We start from the raw sequence: 22,623 nt of genomic DNA on the forward strand, positions 1-22,623 counted from the left end.
TCGAAGTCTCCGGCCCGGCGGGTGCGCCCGCCTCACCACACCCGCCGGGCCGGTCCACCCCCGTTGTTCCTTCCCCGAGAAAGAGGCTCCCGCATGGCCGCTTTGTGGGCCCGGAGACGAGAGGAAGCGGCCGACGAGGCGCTCATCCGCTCGCTCTACGCCGAACACGGCCGGGCACTGCTCGCCTACGCGACGCGGCTCACCGGCGACCGCGCGACTGCCGAGGACGTGGTCCAGGAAACCCTGGTCCGCGCGTGGCGGCGTCCGGACGCGCTGCTCAACGGCAAAGGCTCCGTGCGTGGCTGGCTGCTCACCGTCGCCCGCAACATCGTCACCGACCGGGTCCGGGCCAAGGCGGCCCGGCCGCAGGAGGTGGCCGAGTCGCCGCAGACGCCACCGGTGCAGACCGACCACGCCGACCACGTCGTCGACTCGCTCGTCGTGTTCGACGCACTCGCCCGGCTCAGCCCGGAGCACCGCGACGTGCTCACCGAGATCTACTTCCACGGCCGCACCGTCAGCGAGGCCGCCCGCACGCTCGGCGTGCCGCCCGGCACCGTGAAGTCGCGGTCGTACTACGCGCTGCGCGCCCTGCGCCAGGGCTTCGCGGGCGGCAGGCTCGCGGTGCGGGAGGTGGCCGGATGAGGCAGCGGCACGAGGAAGCGGCCTCGCTCGGCGGCTACGTGCTCACCGCGCTCGACCCCCTGGAGGCACGTGCCGTGGAAGGGCATCTGGCCGGCTGCCCGCGCTGCCGCGCGGAACTGGCTCAGCTGCGCGACGCGCATGCCGTGCTCGGCGAGGTGCCGCCCGAGGCGCTGCTCGACGGCCCGCCCGCCGAGGACGACCTGTTCCTGCGCCGGACGCTGCGTCTCGTCCGTGCCGAGCGGGACGCGATCGGCAGGCGGCGGCTCGTGCGCGCCGGGCTCGCGGCCGCCGCCGTCGCCGCCGTGCTCGCCGGAGGTGGTGTGCTCGTCGGCTGGGTCGCGGCGCCGGATGTGGTGCCGGGCGAGGAGATCGCCGAGGGCACCACCATCACGTCGGCGACCGACGCCCGCACCGGCGCGGCCCTGCGCGTGTCGGTCCGGCCCGCCGGTGACTGGGTGCGGCTCGCCGCCACCGTCGAGGGCGTGGCGGCGGGCCTGAAGTGCAGGCTGGTCGTCGTCTCGTCGGACGGCACGCGCGAGGTCGCGGGCAGCTGGACCGTCTCGGCCAAGGGCGAGCGCGAAGGCCTGGAGCTGGACGGCGCCGCCGCTGTCCCGGCCGCCGACATCGCCTCGGTACGGATCGAGACCTTCGACGGCGAGCAGCTGGTGTCCGTACCGCTCTAGGGTGGCGCACCGGCCGCTGTCGCCGAGCCCAAGGGCACCCTGGGTACGTGGCGTGTACCCAAGGTGCCCTCGGGCTCGCCACCGTGCCCGTCGTCGTCCGGCTGCGGGGTACGGTAATCGGCCTAGAATGCACACACACGGGCTTCACATAGAAAGCTCTCAGGATTGTGTGACACGGTGTTGACGTGCGGGTTTTGGTAGTTGAGGACGAGGAGCCGCTCGCCGAGGCGATCGCGCGGGGTCTGCGCCGCGAGGGTATGGCGGTGGACGTCGCGCTCAACGGCGACGACGGGCACGAGAAGGCGTCCATCACGCGCTACGACGTGGTGCTGCTGGACCGTGACCTGCCCGGCATGTCGGGAGACGACCTGTGCAAGGAGATCGTCACCTCGGGCGAGCTGACGCGGGTGCTCATGCTCACGGCCAGCGGCGCGGTGTCCGACCGTGTCGAGGGACTGTCCCTGGGGGCCGACGACTACCTGGCCAAGCCGTTCGCCTTCCCGGAGCTGGTCGCCCGCGTGCGTGCTCTGGGCAGGAGGGCCACCCCGGCGGCACCGCCGGTGCTCACCGCGGACGACGTCGAGCTCGACCCGGCACGGCGCACCGTGCGCAGGGCGGGCGAGCTGGTGGAGCTGACGCGCAAGGAGTTCGGCGTGCTGGAGGTGCTGCTCTCCGCGGGTGGCGCCGTGGTCAGCAGCGAGGACCTGCTCGAACGGGTGTGGGACGAGAACGCCGACCCCTTCACTACCACGGTCCGTGTCACCGTGATGACGTTGCGTAAGAAGCTGGGCGAACCAGGGATCATCGAAACGGTGGTCGGATCGGGTTACCGGGTGCCGGGCGCCGGGACGAGTTCGGGATCTGGTTCGCTCGACGGGTGATCCGCCGGGGCCTCGGAGCGCGCAGCCTGCGCGCGCGTATCACGGTGCTCGCGACCGTCCTGGTCGCGCTCGTGAGCCTCGTGCTGCTCTGGCTGGCCTGGCAGCTGGTCGGCGACTCGGTGGCGGCGGTGCCGCAGATGCCGCCCGGCACGGTGGTCCGGGTGGACGGCGTCGACGTGGAGGCCTCCACGCTGGCCGAGCACCTGCGTGAGCAGGCGCGGCAGCGGATGCTCATCGCGGGCGCCGTGGCCTTCTGCTTCGTCGTGGCCGCCGCGGGCATTCTGTCGTGGACGTTCACCTCGCGGGTGCTGCTGCCGCTGCGGGAGATCACCGACACCGCCCACCGGCTGTCGGTGGAGTCGCTGGGCGAGCGTATCGGCGAGCTGAGCACCCGCGACGAGCTGGCCGAGCTGGCGCACACCTTCGACGAGATGCTCGACCGGCTGCAGGCGGCGTTCGAGGCGCAGCGGCATTTCGTGGCCAACGCCAGCCACGAGCTGCGCACCCCGCTGTCGGTGATCCGCACCGAGCTGGACGTCACGCTGTCCGACGAGCAGGCCGACGAGACGGAGCTGCGCCGCATGGCCGCGGTGGTGCGCGACGCCACCGAGCGGGCCGAGCAGCTGGTGGGCTCGCTGCTGCTGCTGGCCCGCACCGACGGCGCGGGGCTCGCGCTGACCGAGCACGTGGACCTGGCCGCGGTGGCCGACAGCGCGTGGCGGGCCGTGCGGACCGAGGCCGACAAGCGCGGCCTGCGCGCCGAGTTCGAGACCCCCTCGGCGGTCACGACCGGCGACCCCGCCCTGCTGGAGCGGATCGCGGGCAATCTGCTGGAGAACGCCGTGCGGCACAACGTCGACGGCGGCTGGATCGACGTGCGCACCGACAGCGGGCCGCGCTCGGTGCGGCTGTGCGTGCGCTCCTCGGGTCCGCTGATCGACCCGGCGACCGTGGCCGAGCTGTTCGAACCGTTCCGCAGGGCGGGCGTGGCGCGCACCGCACGCTCGGGCGCCGGCCTCGGGCTGTCCATCGTGCGCGCGGCCGTGCGCGCACACGGCGGGTCCGTCACCGCGGAGCCCGTGGTGGGCGGGGGACTGGCGGTCACCGTGACGCTGCCGCTGGCGGGATAGCGGGTTACGGTCGGGGCATGGACGTACCCACGGTCGAGCTCAACAACGGTGTCCGGATGCCCCAGCTGGGATTCGGGGTGTACAAGGTCCCGGACGCCGAGGCCACCGACACGGTGCTCACCGCCTTCGAGGCCGGCTACCGCAGCGTCGACACGGCGACGCTGTACCGCAACGAGCGCGGTGTCGGTGAGGCGGTGGCCAAGTCCGGGCTGCCGCGCGAGGAGTTGTTCGTCACCACGAAGCTGTGGAACACGGAGCACGGCTACGACGCGGCGTTGCGGGCCTTCGACGTCAGCCTGCGGGAGCTGGCCCTCGACTACGTGGACCTGTACCTGATCCACTGGCCCGTGCCCAGCAAGGACCTTTACGTCGACACGTGGCGTGCGCTGGAGAAGATCGCCTCGGACGGCCGTGCCCGCGCCGTCGGCGTCTCGAACTTCCAGGTGCCGCATCTGCAGCGGCTCATCGACGAGACGGGCGTGACGCCGGCGGTGAACCAGATCGAACTGCACCCCTGGCTGCAGCAGCCGGAGCTGCGCACCTTCCACGAGGAGAACGGCATCGCCACCGAGGCGTGGAGTCCGATCGCGCGGGGCGGCGAGCGCCTTTCCGGCAGCGAGGTGATCTCCACGGTCGCCCGCAAGCACGGCAAGACCCCGGCGCAGGTCGTTCTGCGCTGGCACCTCGAGATGGGGCACGTGGTGATCCCGAAGTCGGTGACCCCGGCGCGTATCGCCGAGAACATCGACGTCTTCGACTTCGAGCTCGACGAGCACGACATCGCCGCCTTCGCGACCCTGGAATCCGGCGACCGTCTCGGCCCCCATCCCGACACGCTCGCCTGAAGCTCCCCAATGCCACATTTGTAGCGTTCAACTTCCCCAATGCGGCATTCGTAGCGCCCGCCCGTCTCCCACCACTGCCCAAACGGAGACGCTCCGCGTCGCTGTGCCGGTTCAACGCCACCAATGCCGCATTGGGGAGCTTTGGTCAGGCGGCGGGTACCGAGGCGACCCCGGGCGCGAGGAACGGCTTGCCGTTGACCTTTTCGGACACGCCCGTGCGGTCGAGGTACGGCGTGATGCCGCCGAGCCAGAACGGCCAGCCCGCGCCGAGGATCAGGCACAGGTCGATGTCCTGCGCCTCGGCGACCACACCCTCGTCGAGCATGATGCGCACCTCCTCGGCGATCGCGCCCAGCGCCCGCTCGCGCACCTGCTCGGCCGTGGCGGGCCGGTCACCCTGCTGCCACAGCTGCGCCACCTCGGGGTCGAGCCGCTGGTTGCCCTGCTCGTCCCAGGTCCAGACGGCGCGCTTGCCCGCCTCGACGAAACGCCTGAGGTTCTCGCTCACCCCGAACCGGTCGGGGAACGCCTCGTGCATCGTCTCGGCGACGTGCAGTGCCACCGGAGGCCCGACCAGCTGCAGCAGGGTCAGCGGCGACATCGGCAGGCCCAGCGGGTCGAGCGCGGAGTCGGCCACCTCGAACGGCGTGCCCTCGTCCACCGACGCCAGGACCTCGCCGAGGAACCGGGTCAGCAGCCGGTTCACCACGAACGCCGGCGCGTCCTTGACCAGCACGCACGACTTCTTCAACTGCTTGCCCACGGCGAACGCGGTGGCCAGCGCCGCGTCGTCGGTGCGCTCGCCGCGCACGATCTCCAGCAACGGCAGCACGGCCACCGGGTTGAAGAAGTGGAAGCCGACGACCCGCTCCGGGTGCTGCAGCTGCTCGGCCATGGCGGTCACCGACAGCGACGAGGTGTTGGTCGCCAGGATCGCCTCGGGGGACACGTGCTGCTCCAACTCGGCGAACACCTGTCGCTTGACGCCCAGCTCCTCGAACACCGCCTCGATGACGAAGTCGGCATCGGCGAAGGCGGCCTTGTCCAGCGAGCCGGACACCAGGGCCTTGAGCCGGTTCGCCTCGTCGGGCGACACGCGCTTCTTGGCGGCCAGCTTGCCGATCTCGTCGTGGACGTAGCCGACGCCGGAGTCGATGCGCTGCTGGTCGACGTCGGTGAGCACCACCGGCACCTTGAGCCTGCGCACGAACAGCAGCGCCAGCTGGCTGGCCATCAGGCCCGCGCCCACGATGCCGACCTTGCCGACCTGCCGGGCCAGCGCCTTGTCCGGCGCCCCGGCCGGCCGCTTGGCGCGCTTGTTGACGAGGTTGAACGAGTACAGCCCCGCGCGCAGGGTGTCGGTCATCAGGATCTCGGCCAGCGCGTCGGTCTCCGCCGCGTAGCCGGTGTCCAGGTCCGCCTCGCGGGCCAGCTCCAGCAGCTCGACGGCCTTCGCCGCGCCGGGCGAGGCGCCCTTGGTCTTGCCGTCGACGATCGCGCGGGCCCGGGCGATGGCGGCGTCCCACTCCTGGCCGCGGTCGATCTCCCTGCGCGCCGGGGTGTGCTCGCCGCGCACCACCTTCGCCAGCCACAGCAGGGACTGCTCCAGGAAGTCGGCCGAGCCGAGCAGCTCGTCCACGATCCTCAGCTCGGCCGCCTGCTTCGGCTTGAGCATCGTGTTCTGGTTGAGCGCGTTCTCGATGGTCACCGTCACGGCGGCGTCAGGGCCGATGAGGTTCGGCAGCAGCTGCGTGCCGCCCCAGCCGGGGAACAGCCCGAGAAACACCTCGGGAAACGCGATCGCGGCGGCGTTGTCGGCCAGCGTCCGGTAGTGGCAGGACAGCGCCAGCTCCAGCCCGCCGCCCATCACCGCGCCGTTGACGAAGGCGAAGGTCGGGATGCGCGACTCGGTGAGCCTGCGGAACACGTCGTGCCCTGACTGCGCGATCTCGCGGGCCAGCTCGGGCCGGGAGACCTGCTCGACGCCGGAGAGGTCGGCGCCGACGGCGAAGACGAACGGCTTGCCGGTGACCGCCACCGCGGCGGGCTCGGCGGAGAACGCCTCGTCGAGCGCGGCGTCGAGGCTGACCAGGCTCTGCGGGCCGAACGTCGAGGGCCGGTTGTGGTCGTAGCCGTTGTCGATGGTGATGAGCGCGACCGGCTTGTCCAGGCCGGGCACGGTCACCAGCCGGGTCACCGCACGGGTGACCACCTCGTCGGGGAAGGCCTGCTTGGCCTGCTCGGCGGAAATCACTTCGCTCCCTCCCAGGCGGGGTTCTCCCAGATGACCGTGCCACCCATGCCGATGCCGATGCACATGGTGGTGATGCCGTAGCGGACGTCGGGCCGCTCGGCGAACTGCCGGGACAGCTGCGTCATCAGCCGGACACCGGACGAGGCCAGCGGGTGCCCGCACGCGATCGCGCCGCCCCACTGGTTGACGCGCGGGTCGTCCTCGGCGATGCCGAAGTGGTCGAGAAACGCCAGCACCTGCACGGCGAACGCCTCGTTGATCTCGAACAGGCCGATGTCCGAGATGGACAGACCGGCGCGGGCGAGCGCCTTCTCGGTGGCCGGAACCGGGCCCACGCCCATCACCTCCGGGTCGACCCCGGCGAAGGCGTAGCCCACCAGGCGCATGCCGACGGGCAGCCCCAGTTCCCTGGCGGTGGACTCGTCGGCGAGGATCGCGCCGGTCGCGCCGTCGTTGAGACCCGCGGCGTTGCCCGCGGTGACCCGCCCGTGCGGGCGGAACGGCGTCTTCAGGCTCGCCAGGCCCTCCATCGTCGTGCCGGGGCGAGGCGGCTCGTCCTCGGTGGCCAGGCCCCAGCCCAGCTCGGGGTGGCGCGTGGCGACCGGCACCAGCTCCGGGCCGATCTTGCCTTCCTTCACCGCGTCGGCGAAGCGCTCCTGGCTGCGCACCGCGTAGGCGTCGCAGCGCTGCTTGGTGATGGCGGGGAAGCGGTCGTGCAGGTTCTCGGCCGTCTGGCCCATCACCAGCGCCGAAGGGTCGACGAGCTTGTCGGTGAGAAACCGCGGGTTGGGGTCGACGCCCTCGCCCATCGGATGACGGCCCATGTGCTCCACGCCGCCCGCGATGACGACGTCGTAGGCACCGAAGCCGATGCCGCTCGCGGTGGTGGTGACCGCGGTCATCGCGCCCGCGCACATGCGGTCGATCGCGAAACCGGGCACGGACTTGGGCAGCCCGGCCAGCAGCGCGGCGGTGCGGCCGATGGTCAGTCCCTGGTCGCCGGTCTGGGTCGTCGCGGCGACGGCGACGTCGTCCACCCGCTCGGGCGGCAGCTCCGGGTGCCGGCGCAGCAGCTCGCGGATGACCTTGACGATCATGTCGTCGGCCCGCGTGTTGGCGTAGATCCCCTTGTCGCCTGCCCTGCCGAAGGGGGTTCGGACCCCGTCGACGAAGGCCACGGTGCGCACGGGTGCGGCCACGGGTGCTCCTTCGTGGATGTCGAGTACGTGGATGCCGGCACGATAGCCTAAGTTACCGCCCGGTAACCAGGATGGTACTCCTGTCGGGTGGCTCACGCCGCGCGCAGGACAGCGCAACGACAGCGCCCCGCCGGCGCGGGGGGAGGGAGGACGAGCGGTCCGTGGCTCAGGCCTGTGTGTGCAGGGCCTTGCTGATCTCCGTGGCGGTGAGCTCGATCTGCCAGGGCCGGGCCCCGTTCTCGCGGAGCATCTCGGCGACGCCCGCGGGGGAGCGGTCCTCGGGCGGGCGCCAGCAGGTGCGGCGCAGCAGGTCGGGCAGCAGGAGGTTCTCCACCGGCAGCCGGTGGTGCTCGGCGATGGTGGCCAGTGCCGTGCGGGCGGCGGCCAGCCGCGCGGCGGCGTCCGGGTCCTTGTCGCTCCACCGGTTGGTCGGGGGAGGACCGTCGTTGGGCACCGACGGGCTGGGCAGCTCGGAGGACGGCAGCGTGCGCGCCGCCTGCAGGTGCCGCAGCCAGTTGCCCGTGTAGCGGCGCTGCACGCGGCCGCCGAACACCGGCAACGCCTGCAGGTCGGCACTCGTCCGGGCGTCCGAGAGCACGGCGTTGATGATCGCGCTATCGGGCAGGATGCGGCTCGGCGCGCGGTCGCGCTTGCGGGCCAGTTCGTCGCGCGCCTCCCAGAGCGCGCGCACGGCGGCGAGCCCGCGCGCGGTGCGGATCTTGTGAATGCCGGAGGTCCGTCGCCACGGTTCGGCACGGGGCCCTGGCGGCGGAGCCAACCGGACCGCCTCGAACTCCTGCCGCGCCCACTCCAGCTTGCCCTGGGCGGCGAGCTCGGCCTCCAGCTTCTCGCGCAGCGGCACCAGCAGTTCGACGTCGAGCGCCGCGTAGTTCAGCCAGTCCTGCGGCAGCGGCCGCTTCGACCAGTCGGCGGCGCTGTGGCCCTTCTCCAGCCGGTAGCCGAGCAGCACCTCGACCAGGGTGCCCAGCGCGACGCGCTCGTAGCCCGCCAGCCTGCCCGCCAGCTCGGTGTCGAAGAGGGCGGGCGGGTGCAGGTCGAGCTCGGCAAGGCACGGCAGGTCCTGCGAGGCCGCGTGCAGCACCCACTCCGCGCCGGAGAGGACCTCGGCCAGCGGTGTCAGCTCGTCGCGCAGCGGGATCGGGTCGATGAGCATCGTTCCGGCGCCCTCGCGCCGGATCTGCACCAGGTAGGCCTTCGGCCAGTACCGGTACCCGGACGCCCGCTCGGTGTCGACGGCGATGGAGCCACTGCCCGCCGCCAGACGTGCGCACGCCGCCCGGAGTGCCGCGACGTCAGAGATCACCGGCGGGGTTCCCCCCGCCGGTTCCGTCAGCGGTATGGGCGCAGACTCCTCCGGCACCTCGGGGCCGTGATCTGCGTTGTCCACAAGCTTGAACCCTACGGGACGGGCTCGCCGCGCCTGGTCGGCCCGCCCCGTAGGGGTGTTGCCCGTCTAGCGGATGACGCCGGCCCGCATGGCCAGCGCCACCATCTGAGCCCGGTCACCGGTGCCGAGCTTGCGCCCGATCCGCGACAGGTGCGATTTCACCGTCAGCGCGGACAGGCTCAGCTCCTCACCGATCTCCTTGTTCGACTGGCCATCGGCGACCAGCTGCAGGACCTCCACCTCGCGCGCCGAGAGCTCGCGCGGGGTGTTGTCGGTGCCCGCCACTCGCGTGCCCGTCGCGAGCACGGGCGCCACGCTCGGGTCGGCGTAGACGCCGCCCTCGAGCACCCGCCGGACCCCGTCGGTGACGACCACCGGCGAGGCGGACTTCAGCAGGTACGCCTGGGCGCCCGCCTGGAACGCCGAGCGCACCGCGTACGGGTCGTCCGACGACGCGAGCACCACCACGCGTGGCCAGCCGGTGCTGCGCAGCTCGGTGACCAGCTCGATGCCACTGCCATCGGGCAGCCCGAGGTCGAGGATCGCCAGGTCGCACGGCCCGGTGGCCGCCGCCCTCGCTCGTGCCTCGGCCACCGTGGCGGCCTCGTGTACCGTCCCGGCGCCCATCTGCGCCAGTCGTGCGGCAATCGCCTCCCTCAACAGCGGGTGGTCGTCGACCACCAGCACGGAAAACAACTCTTCCCGCGGGTGCGGGACCATGCTCGCCGGCAACGCACCGGCTGGCGTGGAACGAACGGCCTGGTTAAAGCCGACGGCAGCCACGTCACTACCTCCCTGGTGCCGGTCGTGCCCCCCGACCGGCACCGGGACTTTCGGCCAATCAGCCGCGCCAGCTTTAGACCGAAAGTGGTGTCGTTGGATGCACTTTAGCCGCCCGAGTGGGTCAGTGGGGCGATCGAACGGGTATCTATCCCAATCGGGTAGTAACTAGCCGCCGTGGTTGTCGCACGATCAGGTTATTACACGGCCCGTGGTTAACGGATCGCTGAGCGAACACGATGTAGAGAGGTTGCCGGTGCTCATCAGGGCGTGCAGATGCCTCGTGCACGGCGAATCGGCGGTCGCGGAGCGCAGTGCCGCCGGCGGACGCGTGTGAACCGACGGTGACGTCGTCCCCGGCCGGGAGGACGCTAGGAAGACTGACGCTGGCCGAACATCGTGACGCCCACGGGAGGCAGTCCGGCGTAGCTCGCCATCAGCTGGCAGAACGCCTCGCCGTGCGGCCGCAGCTCCGAGGTGACCGGCGTCCAGGACGCCCGCAGTTCGAGATCGTCGGTACGGGCCGGTCCCGCGATGTCGCCGAAGCGTGCCGAGGACGTCTCCGTGACCGTACCACCCAGGGTGCTCCAGGCCGCGCCCGAGGCCTCCAGCGCGTCGGTGAGCCACGACCAGCCGACCGCGGGCAGGAACGGGTCCGTCGCCAGCTCCCGGTCCAGCCCGGCCCGCACGTAGACCACCAGCCGGAACACGCCGTTCCACGCCTCCTGGCCGTCCGGATCGTGCAGCAGCACCAGCCGTCCCGACGCGAGCACGTCGCCCGCCCCCTGCGTCTCACAGCTCAGCGCGTAGGCCCACGGCGCGAGACGCTGGGGGGCCCGGATCGGCTCCAGGCTCACCTCCGGCCGGGGTCGCACGGCCTGCAGCCCTGCGACGGCGGCACGGAACTCCTCGGGAGCCTGCGTCATGGCGGTCACTGTCCGACTCTAAATCGCCACCCTGGCCCGCAGGCAAAGGACGCGCCGAGAACCGGGCTCGAACTGGTCGTGGCACGATAACGATGATGACAACGTCCCCCTCCTCGCCGTCCCTGGCCTCCGTCCCGGCACGGCGTGACCTCACCGGCGCGCCGCTGCTCGTGGCCGCGCGGGGCGGCAGGCCGTCCCGGCTTCCGGTGTGGTTCATGCGCCAGGCCGGCCGGTCGCTGCCCGAGTACCGCGCCCTGCGGGAGGGCGTGTCCATGCTCGACGCGTGCTTCGACCCCGAGATGCTGGCCGAGATCACCCTGCAGCCGGTGCGCAGGCACGGCGTGGACGCCGCGATCCTGTTCAGCGACATCGTCGTGCCGCTCGCCGCGGCCGGGGTCGAGATCGACATCGTGCCCGGCACCGGGCCCGTGGTGGCCGAGCCCGTGCGCTCGGCCGACGCGGTGGCGGCCCTGCCGCGGCTGGAGCCGGGTCAGGTCGACGCCGTCGCCGAGGGCGTGCGGCTGCTGGTCGGCAGGCTCGGCGACACGCCGCTGATCGGCTTCGCCGGTGCCCCGTTCACGCTGGCCTCCTATCTCATCGAGGGAGGCCCGAGCAAGAACCACGAACACACCAAGGCGCTCATGCACGCCGACCCCGCGCTGTGGCACGACCTGGCGAGCAGGCTCGCCGACATCACCCTGGCGTTTCTGCGGGCGCAGCTGGACGCCGGCGTCGACGCCGTGCAGCTGTTCGACTCCTGGGCCGGTGCGCTGTCGGCCCGCGACTACCGGGAGTTCGTGCTGCCGCACTCGGAGAAGGTGCTCGCGGGCGTGGCCGAGTACGGCGTGCCGCGCATCCACTTCGGCGTCGGCACCGGCGAGCTGCTCACCGCGATGCGCGACGCCGGGGCCGACGTGGTCGGCGTCGACTGGCGCGTGCCGCTCGACGAGGCCGTGCGCAGGCTCGACCTGCCCGGCGGGCCGCCCCCGGTGGTGCAGGGCAACCTCGACCCCGCGTTGCTCATGGCGTCGTGGCCGGTGATCGAGGCGGAGGTCCGCCGCATCGCCGCCGAGGGCCGCGCCGCGGCCGGGCACATCTTCAACCTGGGGCACGGCGTGCTGCCGGAGACGGACCCGGCCGTGCTCACCCGTGTCGTGGAGCTGGTGCACAGCCTGTGAGGACCCTGTCGTGAGGTACCGGTGAGAGTCGCCGTCGTCGGCGGAGGCGTCTCCGGGCTGGCCGCGGCCCACCGGCTGCGTGCGCTGCTCGGTGACCGCGCCGCCATCACCGTGTGTGAGGCCGGTGACGTGCTCGGCGGCAAGCTGCGCACCGTGGAACTGGCCGGTCGCTCCTTCGACGTGGGCGCCGAGGCGTTTCTCGCGCGCAGGCCCGAGGCCGTGGACCTCGCCAGGGAGCTGGGGCTCGAGGCCGAGCTGACCCACCCCACCGGGGCGAAGGCCACGGTGCGGGCCGGGGGCCGCACCGTGCCGCTGCCCGCCGGGACCGTCATGGGCGTGCCCGCCTCGCGCGACGCCGTGGCCGGGGTGCTCTCCGCCGAGGGCGGTGAACGGGTGGCCGCCGAGCCCTCGCTGCCGCGGCTGGAGTTGGCGGAGGACGACGTCTCGCTCGGCGGGCTGCTGCGGCGGCGCTTCGGCGACGAGCTCGTCGACCGGCTGGTGGACCCGCTGCTCGGCGGTGTGTACGCCGGGGGAGCCGACGGGCTCGGCCTGCGCGCCACGCTGCCCGCGCTGGCCGCCGCACTCGATGCCGGGGCCGGTTCGCTCACCGAGGCCGCCTCCCGCCAGCTTCCGGCGACGCCCGGCACCTCGCCGGTGTTCGCGACGCTGACCGGGGGCCTCGGCACGCTGGTGGCGCAGCTGGAGAAGGCCTCGGCCGCGCACGTGCGCCGCGGTGCGCCGGTGCTGTCGCTGGCCCGGCTGCCGGAGGGCGGCTGGCGGCTGACGTTCGGCGACGGCGGCCCGCTGGAGGCCGACGCGGTGCTGCTGGCCGTGCCCCCGCCCGCCGCCCGCAGGCTGCTGGCCGACGTGGCACCGGAGGCGTCCGCCGCGTTCGCGGGCGTCGAGCTGGCCTCGATGGCCGTGGTGGCCCTCGCGCTGCCGCCCGGCACCGACCCGCCGCGGGCCTCCGGTGTCCTCATCGGCCAGGGGGAGCGGCACGCCGACGGCAGGCCGTTCACGGCGAAGGCGTTCACCTTCTCGGCGCGCAAGTGGGCGCATCACCTCACCGAGGGCCTTCCGGTGCTGATCCGGGGCTCGGTCGGGCGGTTCGGCGAGACGGAGTCGCTGCGGGCCACCGACGCCGAGCTGGTGCGGCTGGTCCGCGACGACCTCGCCGCGCTGACCGGCATCACCGCCGAGCCCGTCGACGCGCTCGTACACCGCTGGGGCGGAGGACTGCCCCAGTACGGCACCGGCCACACCGAGCGGGTCGCGCGCATCGAGCGTGCCGTCGCCGCCGTGCCGGGGCTGGAGGTCGCGGGCGCCGCCCTGCACGGTGTGGGGATCCCCGCATGTGTGGCCACCGCCGAGGTGGCCGCCCGCCGTCTGGTGGGACGATAGGGGCATGGCGCGCCTGAACTACCAAGAACTCAACGACACCATCCGCTACACCGCCTGGTCGGTGTTCCGCGTCGAGCCGGGCAGGCTGCCCGACGACCGCGGCCCCGCGGCCCGGGAGACCAGCGACTACCTGGACGCGCTGGAGGACAAGGGCGTGGTCGTGCGCGGCGTGTACGACGTGGCGGGCCTGCGGGCCGACGCCGACTACCTGATCTGGTGGCACGCGCCGGAGGTCGAGCAGGTCCAGGCCGCCTACACCGGGTTCCGGCGCACCCCGCTGGGCCGGGTCTCCGTGCCGGTGTGGAGCCAGGTGGCGCTGCACCGTCCCGCGGAGTTCAACAAGAGCCACGTCCCGGCGTTCCTGGCCGGCGAGGAAGCCCGCCGGTACGTGTGCGTGTACCCGTTCGTGCGCTCGTACGAGTGGTACCTGCTGCCGGACGACGAGCGGCGCAAGATGCTCGCCGACCACGGCAAGGAGGCCAGGGACTACCCGGACGTGCGCGCGAACACGGTCGCGTCGTTCGCGCTCGGCGACTACGAGTGGATCCTCGCGTTCGAGGCCGACGAGCTCCACCGCATCGTGGACCTCATGCGGCACCTGCGCGGCACCGAGGCCCGCCGCCACGTCCGGGAGGAGATTCCGTTCTACACGGGGACCCGCGTGGCACCGGGTGAGCTGGTGCTGAACCTGCCCTGAGCGGCTACGACCCGGCAGGCGTGAGGCGCAGCGCGACCGAGTTGATGCAGTAGCGCTGGTCGGTGGGTGTCGGGTAGCCCTCGCCCTCGAACACGTGGCCGAGGTGGCTGTGGCAGGCGGCGCACAGCACCTCGGTGCGCACCATGCCCATCGAGCGGTCCTGACGCAGGATCACGGCGTCGGAGTCGGCCGGGTCGTAGAACGACGGCCAGCCGCAGTGGCTCTCGAACTTGGTGTCGCTGCGGAACAGCTCGGCGCCACAGGCGCGGCACTCGTACACGCCCTCGGTCTTGGTGTCGGTGTACTCGCCGGTGAACGGCCGCTCGGTGGCCGCCTGGCGCAGCACGGCGTACTCCTCGGGCGAGAGCTGCCTGCGCCATTCCTCGTCGGACTTCTGAACGCGTGGACTGGTCTCGGCGGCAGGTTCCATGCGTCCGAGACTACCTGTCCGCGCGGCTCACTGGGCCAGCCAGTCGAGCAGGTTGCCCAGCGTGTCCCAGGCCGAGACGAGCACGCCGAGCAGGATCAGGCACACCAGCAGCACGGCCACGAACCAGCGCAGGCCGCCCGCGCGGTTGCTGCCCTCGGCGAAGTCGGCGACCCCGCGCAGCGAGGCCTCCACGGTGAAGGCCGGCCCGGTGCGTTGCATCCGGTCCAGGTGCTCGGCGAACGCCTGGGTCTCCGGATCGTCCGGGTCGAGCCCGACGAGCTCGTCGTCGAAGCGCGAGCTGCGGCGGGCCGGGTTGTCCTCCGACATGTCACAACGGTAGGCCATCGGCGCTGGCCTGCGCATCAGCCCGAGGAGCCGCGGCCGCTCTTGTCGGGGCGGGTGTCGCCGTCGATGAGCAGCCTGCCGCCGGAGTCGATCACCCGCAGCGTCATCTGCTGCGCGCCGTCCCCGATGTCGACGGTCAGCCGCATGTCCACCGAGCCGTCCGGGTTGTTCTTGCGCTTGTAGGCCTCGATGCCGCCGAACGACGTCGGCTGGTTCTCCTGCCAGTACTCGGCGAACTCGGACTGGTCGTTGTCGTAGGCGGCCTTGGCGGCGGGGGTGAGCAGGTTCCAGGAGCCCGCCGGGTTGCTGTAGAAGGTCTCGATCGTCTGGCCCGCCGCACCCCAGGCCACGGGGCCACCGGAACTCTGCGCCCGCGAGCTGGGCGACGGGGAGTTCGATGAGCTCGGCGTGCCGGGCGACGACGACGTGGAGGTCGACGGGTCGCCGCCCTGGGCGTTCGGGTTCTCCTCGGTGCCGCCCAGGTTGAGCACGATGATGAGCGCTGCCGCGAGAATCAGCACGGCGACGCCGATCGCGCCGAACACGAGCGGCTTGCGTCTGTCACCGCCGGTGCCCGTCTGCTGCCGCGCGGGGGGTGCGGGCGGGGCGGCGGCCGCCGCGTTGGCGGTGGGCTGCGGGCGCGGACCGCTGTGCTGCTGGTGTGGCGGGTTGCGCTGCCACGGCGCCGCCTGCGGGCCTGGCGCGGCGGGCTTCGGGCCCGCACCGCCGGACAGCAGCGGCGGGGAGACGAGTGTCCCGGCCAGCGGCTTGCCGTTGCCCTCGCCGCCGACGGCCAGCCGGGCGAGCCGCTCCCGGGCCTCGCTCATGGTGGGCCGTTCCTCCGGCTCGGCGCGCAGCAGGCTCATGAGCAGCGCGGTGGCCGGGCCTGCGTGGGTCGGCGGGTTGACCTTGCCGTTCGCCGCCGCGTACAGCAACGCCAGCTGATTGGTGCTGTCGCCGTACGGCGGCAGGCCCTCGACCGCGTGGTACAGCGTCGCACCCAGGGAGAACACGTCGGACGCCGGCGTCGGATCCGCACCGCGTGCCAGCTCCGGCGCCAGGTAGGCGGGCGTCCCGCCGATCAGCCCGGTCTGGGTGAGGGTCAGGTCACCACTGGCCCGGGAGATGCCGAAGTCGGTGATCTTGCAGACGCCGTTGTCGTCGATGAGGATGTTGCCCGGCTTGATGTCGCGGTGCACGATCCCGGCACGGTGGGCGGCGACGAGGGCCGCGGCCACCTGCTCGCCGATCCGCGCGACCTCCTGCACCGGCAGGGTGCCCGCGTCGGCGAGGATCGCGGACAGGCTGCGCGAGGGCAGGTACTCCATCACCAGGCATGGATCGCCGGCGTGCTCGGCGATGTCGAACACCACGATCGCGTTGGGATGCTGGAAGCGCGCGGCGTTCTTCGCCTCGCGCATGGCGCGCTGGCGCACGTTGCTGCGCTCGGCCTCCGAGAGCCCCGGCTGGGTCAGGATTTGCTTGACGGCGACCGAACGTTCCAAACGCTCGTCGATCGCGCGCCAGACGATCCCCATGGCACCGCTGCCGACGTGCTCTACGAGGCGATAGTGGCCTGCGATCAACTGACCCGTGTCGATGGCGCCTGCTCCTCGGCTGTTTCTCGCGATCGTGAATGGACTCGGCAGGCGCGATGTGTCCTGGCTCGCGCCCCGATCGAGTGTAGCGGTCCCCGGTTGCCGATCCGCGTGAACCGCCGCTCGCGCCGCGTCATCGTACGGCGTACTCCGGCTCGGCCGGAGGCGGCTCGGCCGGGTGCGGCCTCGCCGTGCGAATGGCGCGCAGCAACCCTATCGCGCCCAGCAGCGCGAAGACCACATAGCAGACAAGCAAAGCGGGAGGTGTGGTCCCTGTGAGTGCGTCGCCGAGCACCACCACGGCGACCGTTCCGGGCAGGCTGCCTGCGACGGTGCCCAGCAGGTAGGGGCGCAGTCGCAACGACGAGACGCCGCAGCAGTAACTCAGCGGCGCGAACGGCACCACCGGAATCAGCCGCAGCGAAGCCACGGCCAGGGCGCCCCCGCCGGCGAGCCGGTCGTTCACCGTGCGCACCGGCGCGCGATGCAGGTGGCGGGCCACGAAGTCCTGGCCCAGCGCGCGGGCCAGCAGGAAACCGAGGCAGGCCGAGACGGTGGTGGCGGTGATCGCGACCACCACGCCCAGCGCCTCGCCGAGCAGCAGGCCCGCGGCCAGGCTGAACACCGTGCGCGGAATCGGCGCCACCGTCAGCAGCGCGTAGGCGGCCAGCAGCAGCAGCGCCGCCGCGGCGCCCGCGTCGTCGGCCCACGCGCGCACCGCCGCGGGGCTGGGCAGTGGCAGGGTCAGCGCCGCCACCGCGAGTGCCGCCACGAGCACGAGTGCCACGAGAATCTTCGATCTGCCTGCCACCCGTTCACGGTAGAGCACGTGTGGTGACGCGCTCACGGCTACGCTCGCGACTGTGGCGCGACACGGCGAGGCGGTCGAGTACCGCGTGGATGAGCGGGTGGTCCGGGTGTCCAATCCGGACAAGGTCTACTTCCCGGAGCGGGGCATCACCAAGCGGCAGCTGGTGGAGTACTACCTGTCCGTTTCGGAACCGTTGTTGCGCGCAGTGGGCGAGCGGCCGACGACACTGAAGCGCTACGTCGACGGCGTCACCGGCGAGCCGTTCTACGCCAAGCGCGTGCCGAAGGGCGCCCCGGACTGGGTGGAGCGGGTGCGGATCACCTTCCCGTCCGGCCGTCCGGCCGAGGAGGTCTGCCCGACCGAGCCCGCCGTGCTCGCATGGGCGGCCAACCTGGGCACGTTCGACTTCCACCCGTGGCCGGTGCGGCGTGCCGACGTCGATCGTCCCGACGAGCTGCGGATCGACGTCGATCCGCCGGAGACCGCGGGCTTCGCCGCCGCCGTGCGAGTGGCGGGCGTGGTGCGTGAGGTGCTGGCCGACGCCGGGCTGGTGGGCTACCCGAAGACGTCCGGCGGGCGTGGGGTGCACGTGCTGGTCCGCATCCGGCCGGAGTGGGACTTCGTCGCGGTGCGGCACGCGGTGATCGCGCTGGGGCGCGAGGTGGAGCGGAGGGCTCCCGGGGAGGCGACCGTGGCCTGGTGGAAGGAGGAACGCGCGGGGCGGGTCTTCCTCGACTACAACCAGGCGGCGCGCGACCGCACGATCGCCTCGGCGTGGTCGGTGCGCGGCACGCCGAGGGCGACGGTGTCGATGCCGGTGACCTGGGAACACCTGCCGCAGGTGGAGCCCGAGGACTTCGACCTGCTCACCGCGCCGGGCCTGCTCACCGCGTACGGCGATCCCCACGGCGAGCTGGACGGGCAGGCGTTCGGCATCGAGCCGCTGCTGGAGGCCTACGCCCGCGACGAACGCGACCACGGCCTCGGCGACCTGCCGTATCCGCCGGAGTACCCGAAGATGGCGGGCGAGCCGATGCGCGTGCAGCCCAGCCGCGCCCGTCACCGCGACTGAGAGCGCCCGATGCGGCATTGGGGAAGTTGAGCGCTACGAATGCCGCATTGGGGAAGTCGAACGCCACGAATGCCACATTGGGGAGCGTGCCTGGCGGCTAGGGGGTGCCGTTGACCAGGCGGTAACCGGTGACGAACTCGGGCGGGATGCGGATCACGGCGTCCATCTCGACGGCGACCCACGGGCGCAGCCGCCCTTCGTAGCGGGCGAGCTGCTCCACGTCGCGCACGAGTTCGGCCTTGCCGGTGATGATGACACTCCAGCCGAGGTGGTCCTCCTCGCCGATGCGGTCGGCCTCGTAGGCGACGACCTGCCCGGCGGCATTGGTCATGCCGGAGTCGGAGTGGCTGCGGATGATGACGTCACCGCCGTCGACGAGATGGTTCACCGGCCGGATGGCGGGCAGGGCATGCAAGCTGAACGCGATCCGGCCGAACGACACGCTGCCCAGCAGGCGAAGAGACTCCTCCGTGCTGAGCTGCTCCATTCGCCGTGGTGCGGCGTCGGTCATGAGCAGGAGTATCCGGGCTGTCGCGACCGGTCACCTAGGGCACAAAGTCCTCACTCACAGGGACGAAACCGGTATCGCGCCGAGGTAGCGGAAACCGCCGTCGCCCACCAGGGAGCCCCGTTCACCGGTACGGAACCAGCCGTCCTCGGTGAGCGGGCGCTCCGCGGGGTCGTCGCCGAGGTGGGCGTCGGCCACGGCATAGCCGCGGAACTGCAGCTCACCCTGTTCCTCGGCGGGCACCGGCCTGCCGGTGAGCGGGTCGGCGACGCGGACCTCCAGCTCCGGCGACACCGGGTGCCCGCCGGGCCACCAGCGGTGGGGGGCCGGCGAGCCCGGAGGCCACAGCGCGGTGAGCCCGAACAGCTCCGGCGAGCCGTACAGCCCCGTGCTGACGACACCGAACTCCTTCTCCGCCCACGTCGCGGACTCCTGGACCGAGCCGACGGCCTCGGCCACCCCGAGCCAGCGCCACGAGCGCAGCTCCCGCGGCCGCCGCTGCCACGCCCCCGCCAGCCGCAGCGCCACCTCGTCGGTGACGGCGAGCTGGGTGACGTCGAAGCGCTCCATGTCCGCCAGGAGCAGCCCGGCGTCGGTGACCGGCTCCAGCACGCACGTGGCGCCGCCCGCCAGCGCGGCCAGCGCGAGCGCGCAGCCGAATGCACCGGTGAGCGGGTGCACGCACAGCACGGCGTCGTCGTCGCGGATGCCGATCGCGCGGGCCACGGCGAGCGCGTGCCGCACCACCGCCGACTCCCGGTGCGCCGCCAGCCGGGGCCCGAACGCCACGGCCGGCTCGTCACCGCTCGTCACCGGCATGGGCATGCCCGCGGTGCTGGCGCTGGGCAGCCAGGCGCCTCCGCCCACGTCGTGCAGCGCCGGGTCCAGCGGAGGCGTGCCGTGCGGGCCCGCCACCACGGCGACGGCGGGCGGTGCGATCACCTCGGCGCGCGCGAGCGCCTCCCGCAGCGTCGCGGTCAGGTCGCGCTCACCGGCGCCGTGGGCCAGCGCCACCACTCTCGGCCGCGCGGCCCGGACCACGCGCGCGACCTCGTCGGTGTCCGCGTCCAGGCCCAGCCCCACGGTGTGCGCGCCGAGCGAGGCCGTGGCGATGTGCCAGTCCAGCACCTCCGACCAGTTCGGCAGCCACACGGCCACCGCGTCCCCGCGCCCGACGCCGGCCGTCGCCAGATCGGCGCGCAGCTGCAACGTGCGCCGCCACAGTTCGGAGCGGCTCACGTGTACGGGGTGTCCGGGATCGGCGTCGATCGCGATGGTGGCGTGTGGGTCGCGCTTGGTCAGGCCTGCGAGCAACGACAGAAGATTCACCGCGCGACAGCGAAACACTTGGTTCGGCCTCCGTCAAGTGGGGCTAGTTTGATCGTCATGCGAACGCCGCGGGTGATCGTCTCGGTGCTGGCCGCTCTGGCCGTGCTGCTCGCCTCCGCCGCGCCCGCGACCGCCACCCGGCCGGGCACGCTGCGCGTGCTGAGCTACAACATCCACGCCGGCATCGGCGCCGACGGCGCCCTCGACCTCGCCCGCACGGCGGCCGCCATCCGGGCCACCGGCGCCGACGTCGTGGGCCTGCAGGAGGTGGACGTGCGCTGGTCGGCCCGCAGCGGCTACGCCGACCAGGTCAGCGAGCTGGCCCGGCTCACCGGGATGCGGGCCTTCTTCGCCCCGATCTACGACCTCGCCCCGGAACCCGGGCGTACCGAGCGCCGCCGCTACGGCGTCGCCGTGCTCAGCCGCCACCCGATCGTGCGGGCGGTGAACCACCCGCTCACGCGGCTGTCGACGGTGGAGCCCGACCCGGCGCCCGCGCCTGCGCCCGGCTTCGCCGAGGTGGTGCTGTCGGTGCGTGGCACGGTAGTCCACGTCTACTCGACCCACCTGGACCACCGGGCGGACCCGGCCGTGCGGGCCACGCAGGTCACCGAAACCGTGGACATCCTCGACCGCGCGCCGCGCGGGGCCGCGCAGGTGCTGCTCGGCGACGTCAACGCCCCGCCGGACGCGCCCGAGCTGGTCCCGCTGTTCGCGCGGGTGCGGGATGCCTGGCCCGCCGCGCACGGCGACGGTGCCGGTGGCTTCACCTACCCGGCGGAGACGCCGAGCTCGCGCATCGACTACGTGACGGTCTCCGGGCCGATCCGGGTGCGCTCGGCGGCCGTGCCCGGCACGCGGGCCTCCGACCACCTGCCGGTGCTGGCCGAGCTCGCCCTGCGCTGACCGGCGCGCTCAGGCCGGGCAGAGGGTGCCGTCGCGGGGCACGGTGCCGTTCACGAGGAACGCCTGCGTCGCCTGGGCCACACACGGCGAGCCGAGCGCCCCGTGCCCGGTGCCCTGCCACGCGACGCGCACGGCGCTGGGGAGGCGCTCGGCGGCCCTGATGGTGCCGCGCTCGGGCGTGACCGGATCGACGGCCGTGGAGATCACCAGGATCGGCGGCGCGCCGGGAGCGCCGAGCTGGGGCACGGGCTCGCGCCTGCTCGGCCACGGGCTGCACCAGGCCAGCTCCTGCGCGAGCACGGCGCCGAACACCGGGTGCCTGGCGTCCAGATCCTTCGCCGCCTTGGCGAGCTGGTCGGCCGGCAGCCTCGTCACGGTGTCGTTGCACTGGGTGGCGAGGCTGCCGTCGAGCCGTGCCGCCGCGTACTCCGTCTCCACCAGCATCGGCTCCACGAACGCCGACAGCTTCGCGCCGTCCCCGGACTTCGCGGCGGCCAGCGCGCCCGCGAGCTCGCCCCAGCGGTTCCGGTCGGCCAGCCCGGCGAGCACGGCACGCAGCACCAGTCCCGGTCCGAGCGCCGTGCCGCGCCCGGTCGGCACGGGGCTGCGCCGGGCCTGCTCGGCGAGTGCGGTGACATCGCCGCGCACGTCGCCGCCGAGCGGGCAGCCCGGGTCGGTCGCGCACTGCTCGCCGAACGCGTCGAGGGTCGCCTCGGCACCGCCTGCCATGCCGTCGAGCACGGCCGCCCGGTCGGCGGACGGGTCGGGCACGCCGTCGAGCACGAGCCTGCCGGCGCGGCCCGGGTAGCGGGCACCGAAGAGCGCCACCACGTTCGATCCCTCGCCGTGGCCGATCGCGTTGAGCCGCGCCACGCCCAGCTGGTCGCGCAGCTCGTCGAGGTCGCCTGCCGCCCGCCAGCTGTCCAGGGCGCCCTGCTCGTCCTCCAGGTTGATGGCGCACTGCTGCCCCGCGGTACGCGCGGCGTCCAGGACGGGCTCCAGCCCGGCGGCGGGGTCGTGCCCGAGCAGGGTGGCGCGCACGTCGCTGGGGATGCAGCGCGCCGGGTCGGACTGCCCTGTGCCCCTGCGGTCCATGCCGACCAGCGAGAACGTCTCCAGCAGCTCGGGCGGGAGCGTGGCGGCCAGCTTCGCGGCGTAGAGGGTGCCCGGCTCGCCGTCGACGTCGTTCACGACCACCAGCGGGACCGGCCCCGTGCCCGCCTTGAGCACGGCGATCCGCTTGATGCCGCGGCGCGGCAGGTCCGGGGCGTCCAGGGTGGTGGTGATCCGCGCGCAGGAGTAGCTCAGCGAGCCGCCCGCCTCGCCGCCGTCGGCGCCGAGCCGCTGCTGGGTCTCGGCGCCGCAGTCCGACCAGTCGATGGCCGAGCCGCGTGGCTCGGCGAGCTCGGGCAGCGGGGCCTGGCTGGGCGTGGTGGTCTTCTCGCTCGGGGCGGGCCCGTCGTTCTCCACCACCGGGGGGCGGGTGGACGGCCCCGCGGTGCACCCCGCGAGGATCAGCGGCACGAGCGCGGCGAGCGTGAGCCTGCGGGCACGGCGCGGCACGAGTTGTCGTCCTCACTTCCCCCTGGGATCTGCT

22 protein-coding genes are annotated in these 22,623 nt (G+C 73.0%); 10 read left to right on the plus strand and 12 right to left on the minus strand.

Features of this window, described 5'->3' with window-relative positions:
* Window positions 1-93: 93 nt before the first annotated feature.
* The 5 genes from BAY60_RS18780 (at window position 94) to BAY60_RS18800 (ending at window position 4,184) form a co-directional block, all read left to right on the plus strand.
* Complete coding sequence (locus BAY60_RS18780) at window positions 94-645, plus strand: sigma-70 family RNA polymerase sigma factor (protein ID WP_112282190.1); 552 nt, start codon at window positions 94-96, stop codon at window positions 643-645.
* The gene (locus BAY60_RS18785; RefSeq protein WP_112282191.1) at window positions 642-1,328 is read left to right on the plus strand and encodes an anti-sigma factor family protein; all 687 of its coding nucleotides are present in this window, start codon (window positions 642-644) and stop codon (window positions 1,326-1,328) included. Before BAY60_RS18780 ends, BAY60_RS18785 begins: the two co-directional genes overlap by 4 nt.
* 185 nt (window positions 1,329-1,513) lie before the next feature.
* Entirely contained in the window at window positions 1,514-2,209 is a 696-nt protein-coding gene (locus BAY60_RS18790; RefSeq protein ID WP_112282192.1) for a response regulator transcription factor, read from the plus strand.
* Window positions 2,206-3,339: a sensor histidine kinase gene (locus BAY60_RS18795; RefSeq protein ID WP_112282193.1), complete on the plus strand. Its 1,134-nt coding sequence runs from the start codon at window positions 2,206-2,208 to the stop codon at window positions 3,337-3,339. Before BAY60_RS18790 ends, BAY60_RS18795 begins: the two co-directional genes overlap by 4 nt.
* A gap of 17 nt (window positions 3,340-3,356) precedes the next feature.
* Window positions 3,357-4,184 carry an aldo/keto reductase gene (locus tag BAY60_RS18800; protein ID WP_112282194.1) on the plus strand — a complete coding sequence of 276 codons (828 nt, stop codon included), beginning with the start codon at window positions 3,357-3,359 and terminating at the stop codon, window positions 4,182-4,184.
* 145 nt (window positions 4,185-4,329) lie between these two features.
* Here the strand turns inward: BAY60_RS18800 and BAY60_RS18805 are convergent, their stop codons facing one another.
* The 5 genes from BAY60_RS18805 to BAY60_RS18825 all read right to left on the minus strand — a co-directional run bounded on the left by BAY60_RS18805 (window position 4,330) and on the right by BAY60_RS18825 (window position 10,760).
* Window positions 4,330-6,438: a 3-hydroxyacyl-CoA dehydrogenase NAD-binding domain-containing protein gene (locus BAY60_RS18805; protein WP_112282195.1), complete on the minus strand. Its 2,109-nt coding sequence runs from the start codon at window positions 6,436-6,438 to the stop codon at window positions 4,330-4,332.
* The gene (locus BAY60_RS18810) at window positions 6,435-7,625 is read right to left on the minus strand and encodes a thiolase family protein (protein ID WP_112282481.1); all 1,191 of its coding nucleotides are present in this window, start codon (window positions 7,623-7,625) and stop codon (window positions 6,435-6,437) included. Before BAY60_RS18810 ends, BAY60_RS18805 begins: the two co-directional genes overlap by 4 nt.
* 178 nt (window positions 7,626-7,803) lie before the next feature.
* Window positions 7,804-9,045, minus strand: coding sequence for a ribonuclease D (locus BAY60_RS18815; RefSeq protein ID WP_112282196.1), 1,242 nt, complete (start codon window positions 9,043-9,045; stop codon window positions 7,804-7,806).
* Between the two features lie 66 nt (window positions 9,046-9,111).
* A complete protein-coding gene (locus BAY60_RS18820; RefSeq protein ID WP_112282197.1) occupies window positions 9,112-9,828 on the minus strand; it encodes a response regulator in 717 nt (238 codons plus the stop codon).
* Between the two features lie 368 nt (window positions 9,829-10,196).
* On the minus strand, window positions 10,197-10,760 hold the full coding sequence (locus BAY60_RS18825; protein WP_170160448.1) for a DUF3000 domain-containing protein: 564 nt from the start codon (window positions 10,758-10,760) through the stop codon (window positions 10,197-10,199).
* 86 nt (window positions 10,761-10,846) lie between these two features.
* On the opposite strand from BAY60_RS18825, the gene hemE reads away from it, so the two are divergent.
* From hemE to hemQ, 3 genes are read left to right on the plus strand one after another with little or no spacing between them, the layout of a single operon-like run.
* The gene (gene hemE / locus BAY60_RS18830) at window positions 10,847-11,929 is read left to right on the plus strand and encodes a uroporphyrinogen decarboxylase (protein ID WP_112282198.1); all 1,083 of its coding nucleotides are present in this window, start codon (window positions 10,847-10,849) and stop codon (window positions 11,927-11,929) included.
* 21 nt (window positions 11,930-11,950) lie between these two features.
* The gene (hemG, locus tag BAY60_RS18835) at window positions 11,951-13,330 is read left to right on the plus strand and encodes a protoporphyrinogen oxidase (RefSeq protein ID WP_112282199.1); all 1,380 of its coding nucleotides are present in this window, start codon (window positions 11,951-11,953) and stop codon (window positions 13,328-13,330) included.
* Between the two features lie 4 nt (window positions 13,331-13,334).
* A complete protein-coding gene (gene hemQ, locus BAY60_RS18840) occupies window positions 13,335-14,027 on the plus strand; it encodes a hydrogen peroxide-dependent heme synthase (RefSeq protein WP_112282200.1) in 693 nt (230 codons plus the stop codon).
* 4 nt (window positions 14,028-14,031) lie between these two features.
* Here the strand turns inward: hemQ and msrB are convergent, their stop codons facing one another.
* The 4 genes from msrB to BAY60_RS18860 all read right to left on the minus strand — a co-directional run bounded on the left by msrB (window position 14,032) and on the right by BAY60_RS18860 (window position 17,211).
* Window positions 14,032-14,457, minus strand: coding sequence for a peptide-methionine (R)-S-oxide reductase MsrB (msrB, locus tag BAY60_RS18845; protein ID WP_112282201.1), 426 nt, complete (start codon window positions 14,455-14,457; stop codon window positions 14,032-14,034).
* A gap of 27 nt (window positions 14,458-14,484) precedes the next feature.
* Window positions 14,485-14,784, minus strand: a complete 300-nt coding sequence (locus BAY60_RS18850; protein ID WP_112282202.1) for a hypothetical protein — start codon at window positions 14,782-14,784, stop codon at window positions 14,485-14,487.
* A 35-nt stretch (window positions 14,785-14,819) separates the two neighbouring features.
* A complete protein-coding gene (locus BAY60_RS18855) occupies window positions 14,820-16,388 on the minus strand; it encodes a serine/threonine-protein kinase (RefSeq protein ID WP_112282203.1) in 1,569 nt (522 codons plus the stop codon).
* A 145-nt stretch (window positions 16,389-16,533) separates the two neighbouring features.
* Complete coding sequence (locus BAY60_RS18860) at window positions 16,534-17,211, minus strand: TVP38/TMEM64 family protein (protein WP_112282483.1); 678 nt, start codon at window positions 17,209-17,211, stop codon at window positions 16,534-16,536.
* A gap of 52 nt (window positions 17,212-17,263) precedes the next feature.
* Between BAY60_RS18860 and BAY60_RS18865 the strand changes: the two genes are divergently transcribed.
* Window positions 17,264-18,283 carry a DNA polymerase domain-containing protein gene (locus BAY60_RS18865; RefSeq protein WP_112282204.1) on the plus strand — a complete coding sequence of 340 codons (1,020 nt, stop codon included), beginning with the start codon at window positions 17,264-17,266 and terminating at the stop codon, window positions 18,281-18,283.
* 97 nt (window positions 18,284-18,380) lie between these two features.
* Here the strand turns inward: BAY60_RS18865 and BAY60_RS18870 are convergent, their stop codons facing one another.
* Window positions 18,381-18,794, minus strand: a complete 414-nt coding sequence (locus BAY60_RS18870) for a pyridoxamine 5'-phosphate oxidase family protein (protein ID WP_112282205.1) — start codon at window positions 18,792-18,794, stop codon at window positions 18,381-18,383.
* Window positions 18,795-18,848: 54 nt separating this feature from the next.
* Entirely contained in the window at window positions 18,849-20,120 is a 1,272-nt protein-coding gene (locus BAY60_RS18875; protein ID WP_112282206.1) for an AMP-binding protein, read from the minus strand.
* 57 nt (window positions 20,121-20,177) lie between these two features.
* Between BAY60_RS18875 and BAY60_RS18880 the strand changes: the two genes are divergently transcribed.
* On the plus strand, window positions 20,178-21,026 hold the full coding sequence (locus tag BAY60_RS18880; protein WP_112282484.1) for an endonuclease/exonuclease/phosphatase family protein: 849 nt from the start codon (window positions 20,178-20,180) through the stop codon (window positions 21,024-21,026).
* 9 nt (window positions 21,027-21,035) lie between these two features.
* Here the strand turns inward: BAY60_RS18880 and BAY60_RS18885 are convergent, their stop codons facing one another.
* On the minus strand, window positions 21,036-22,589 hold the full coding sequence (locus BAY60_RS18885; RefSeq protein WP_112282207.1) for an alpha/beta hydrolase: 1,554 nt from the start codon (window positions 22,587-22,589) through the stop codon (window positions 21,036-21,038).
* Window positions 22,590-22,623: the final 34 nt, after the last annotated feature.

Source organism: Prauserella muralis (assembly GCF_003202285.1).
GTDB classification, from domain to species: Bacteria; Actinomycetota; Actinomycetes; order Mycobacteriales; family Pseudonocardiaceae; genus Prauserella_B; species Prauserella_B muralis.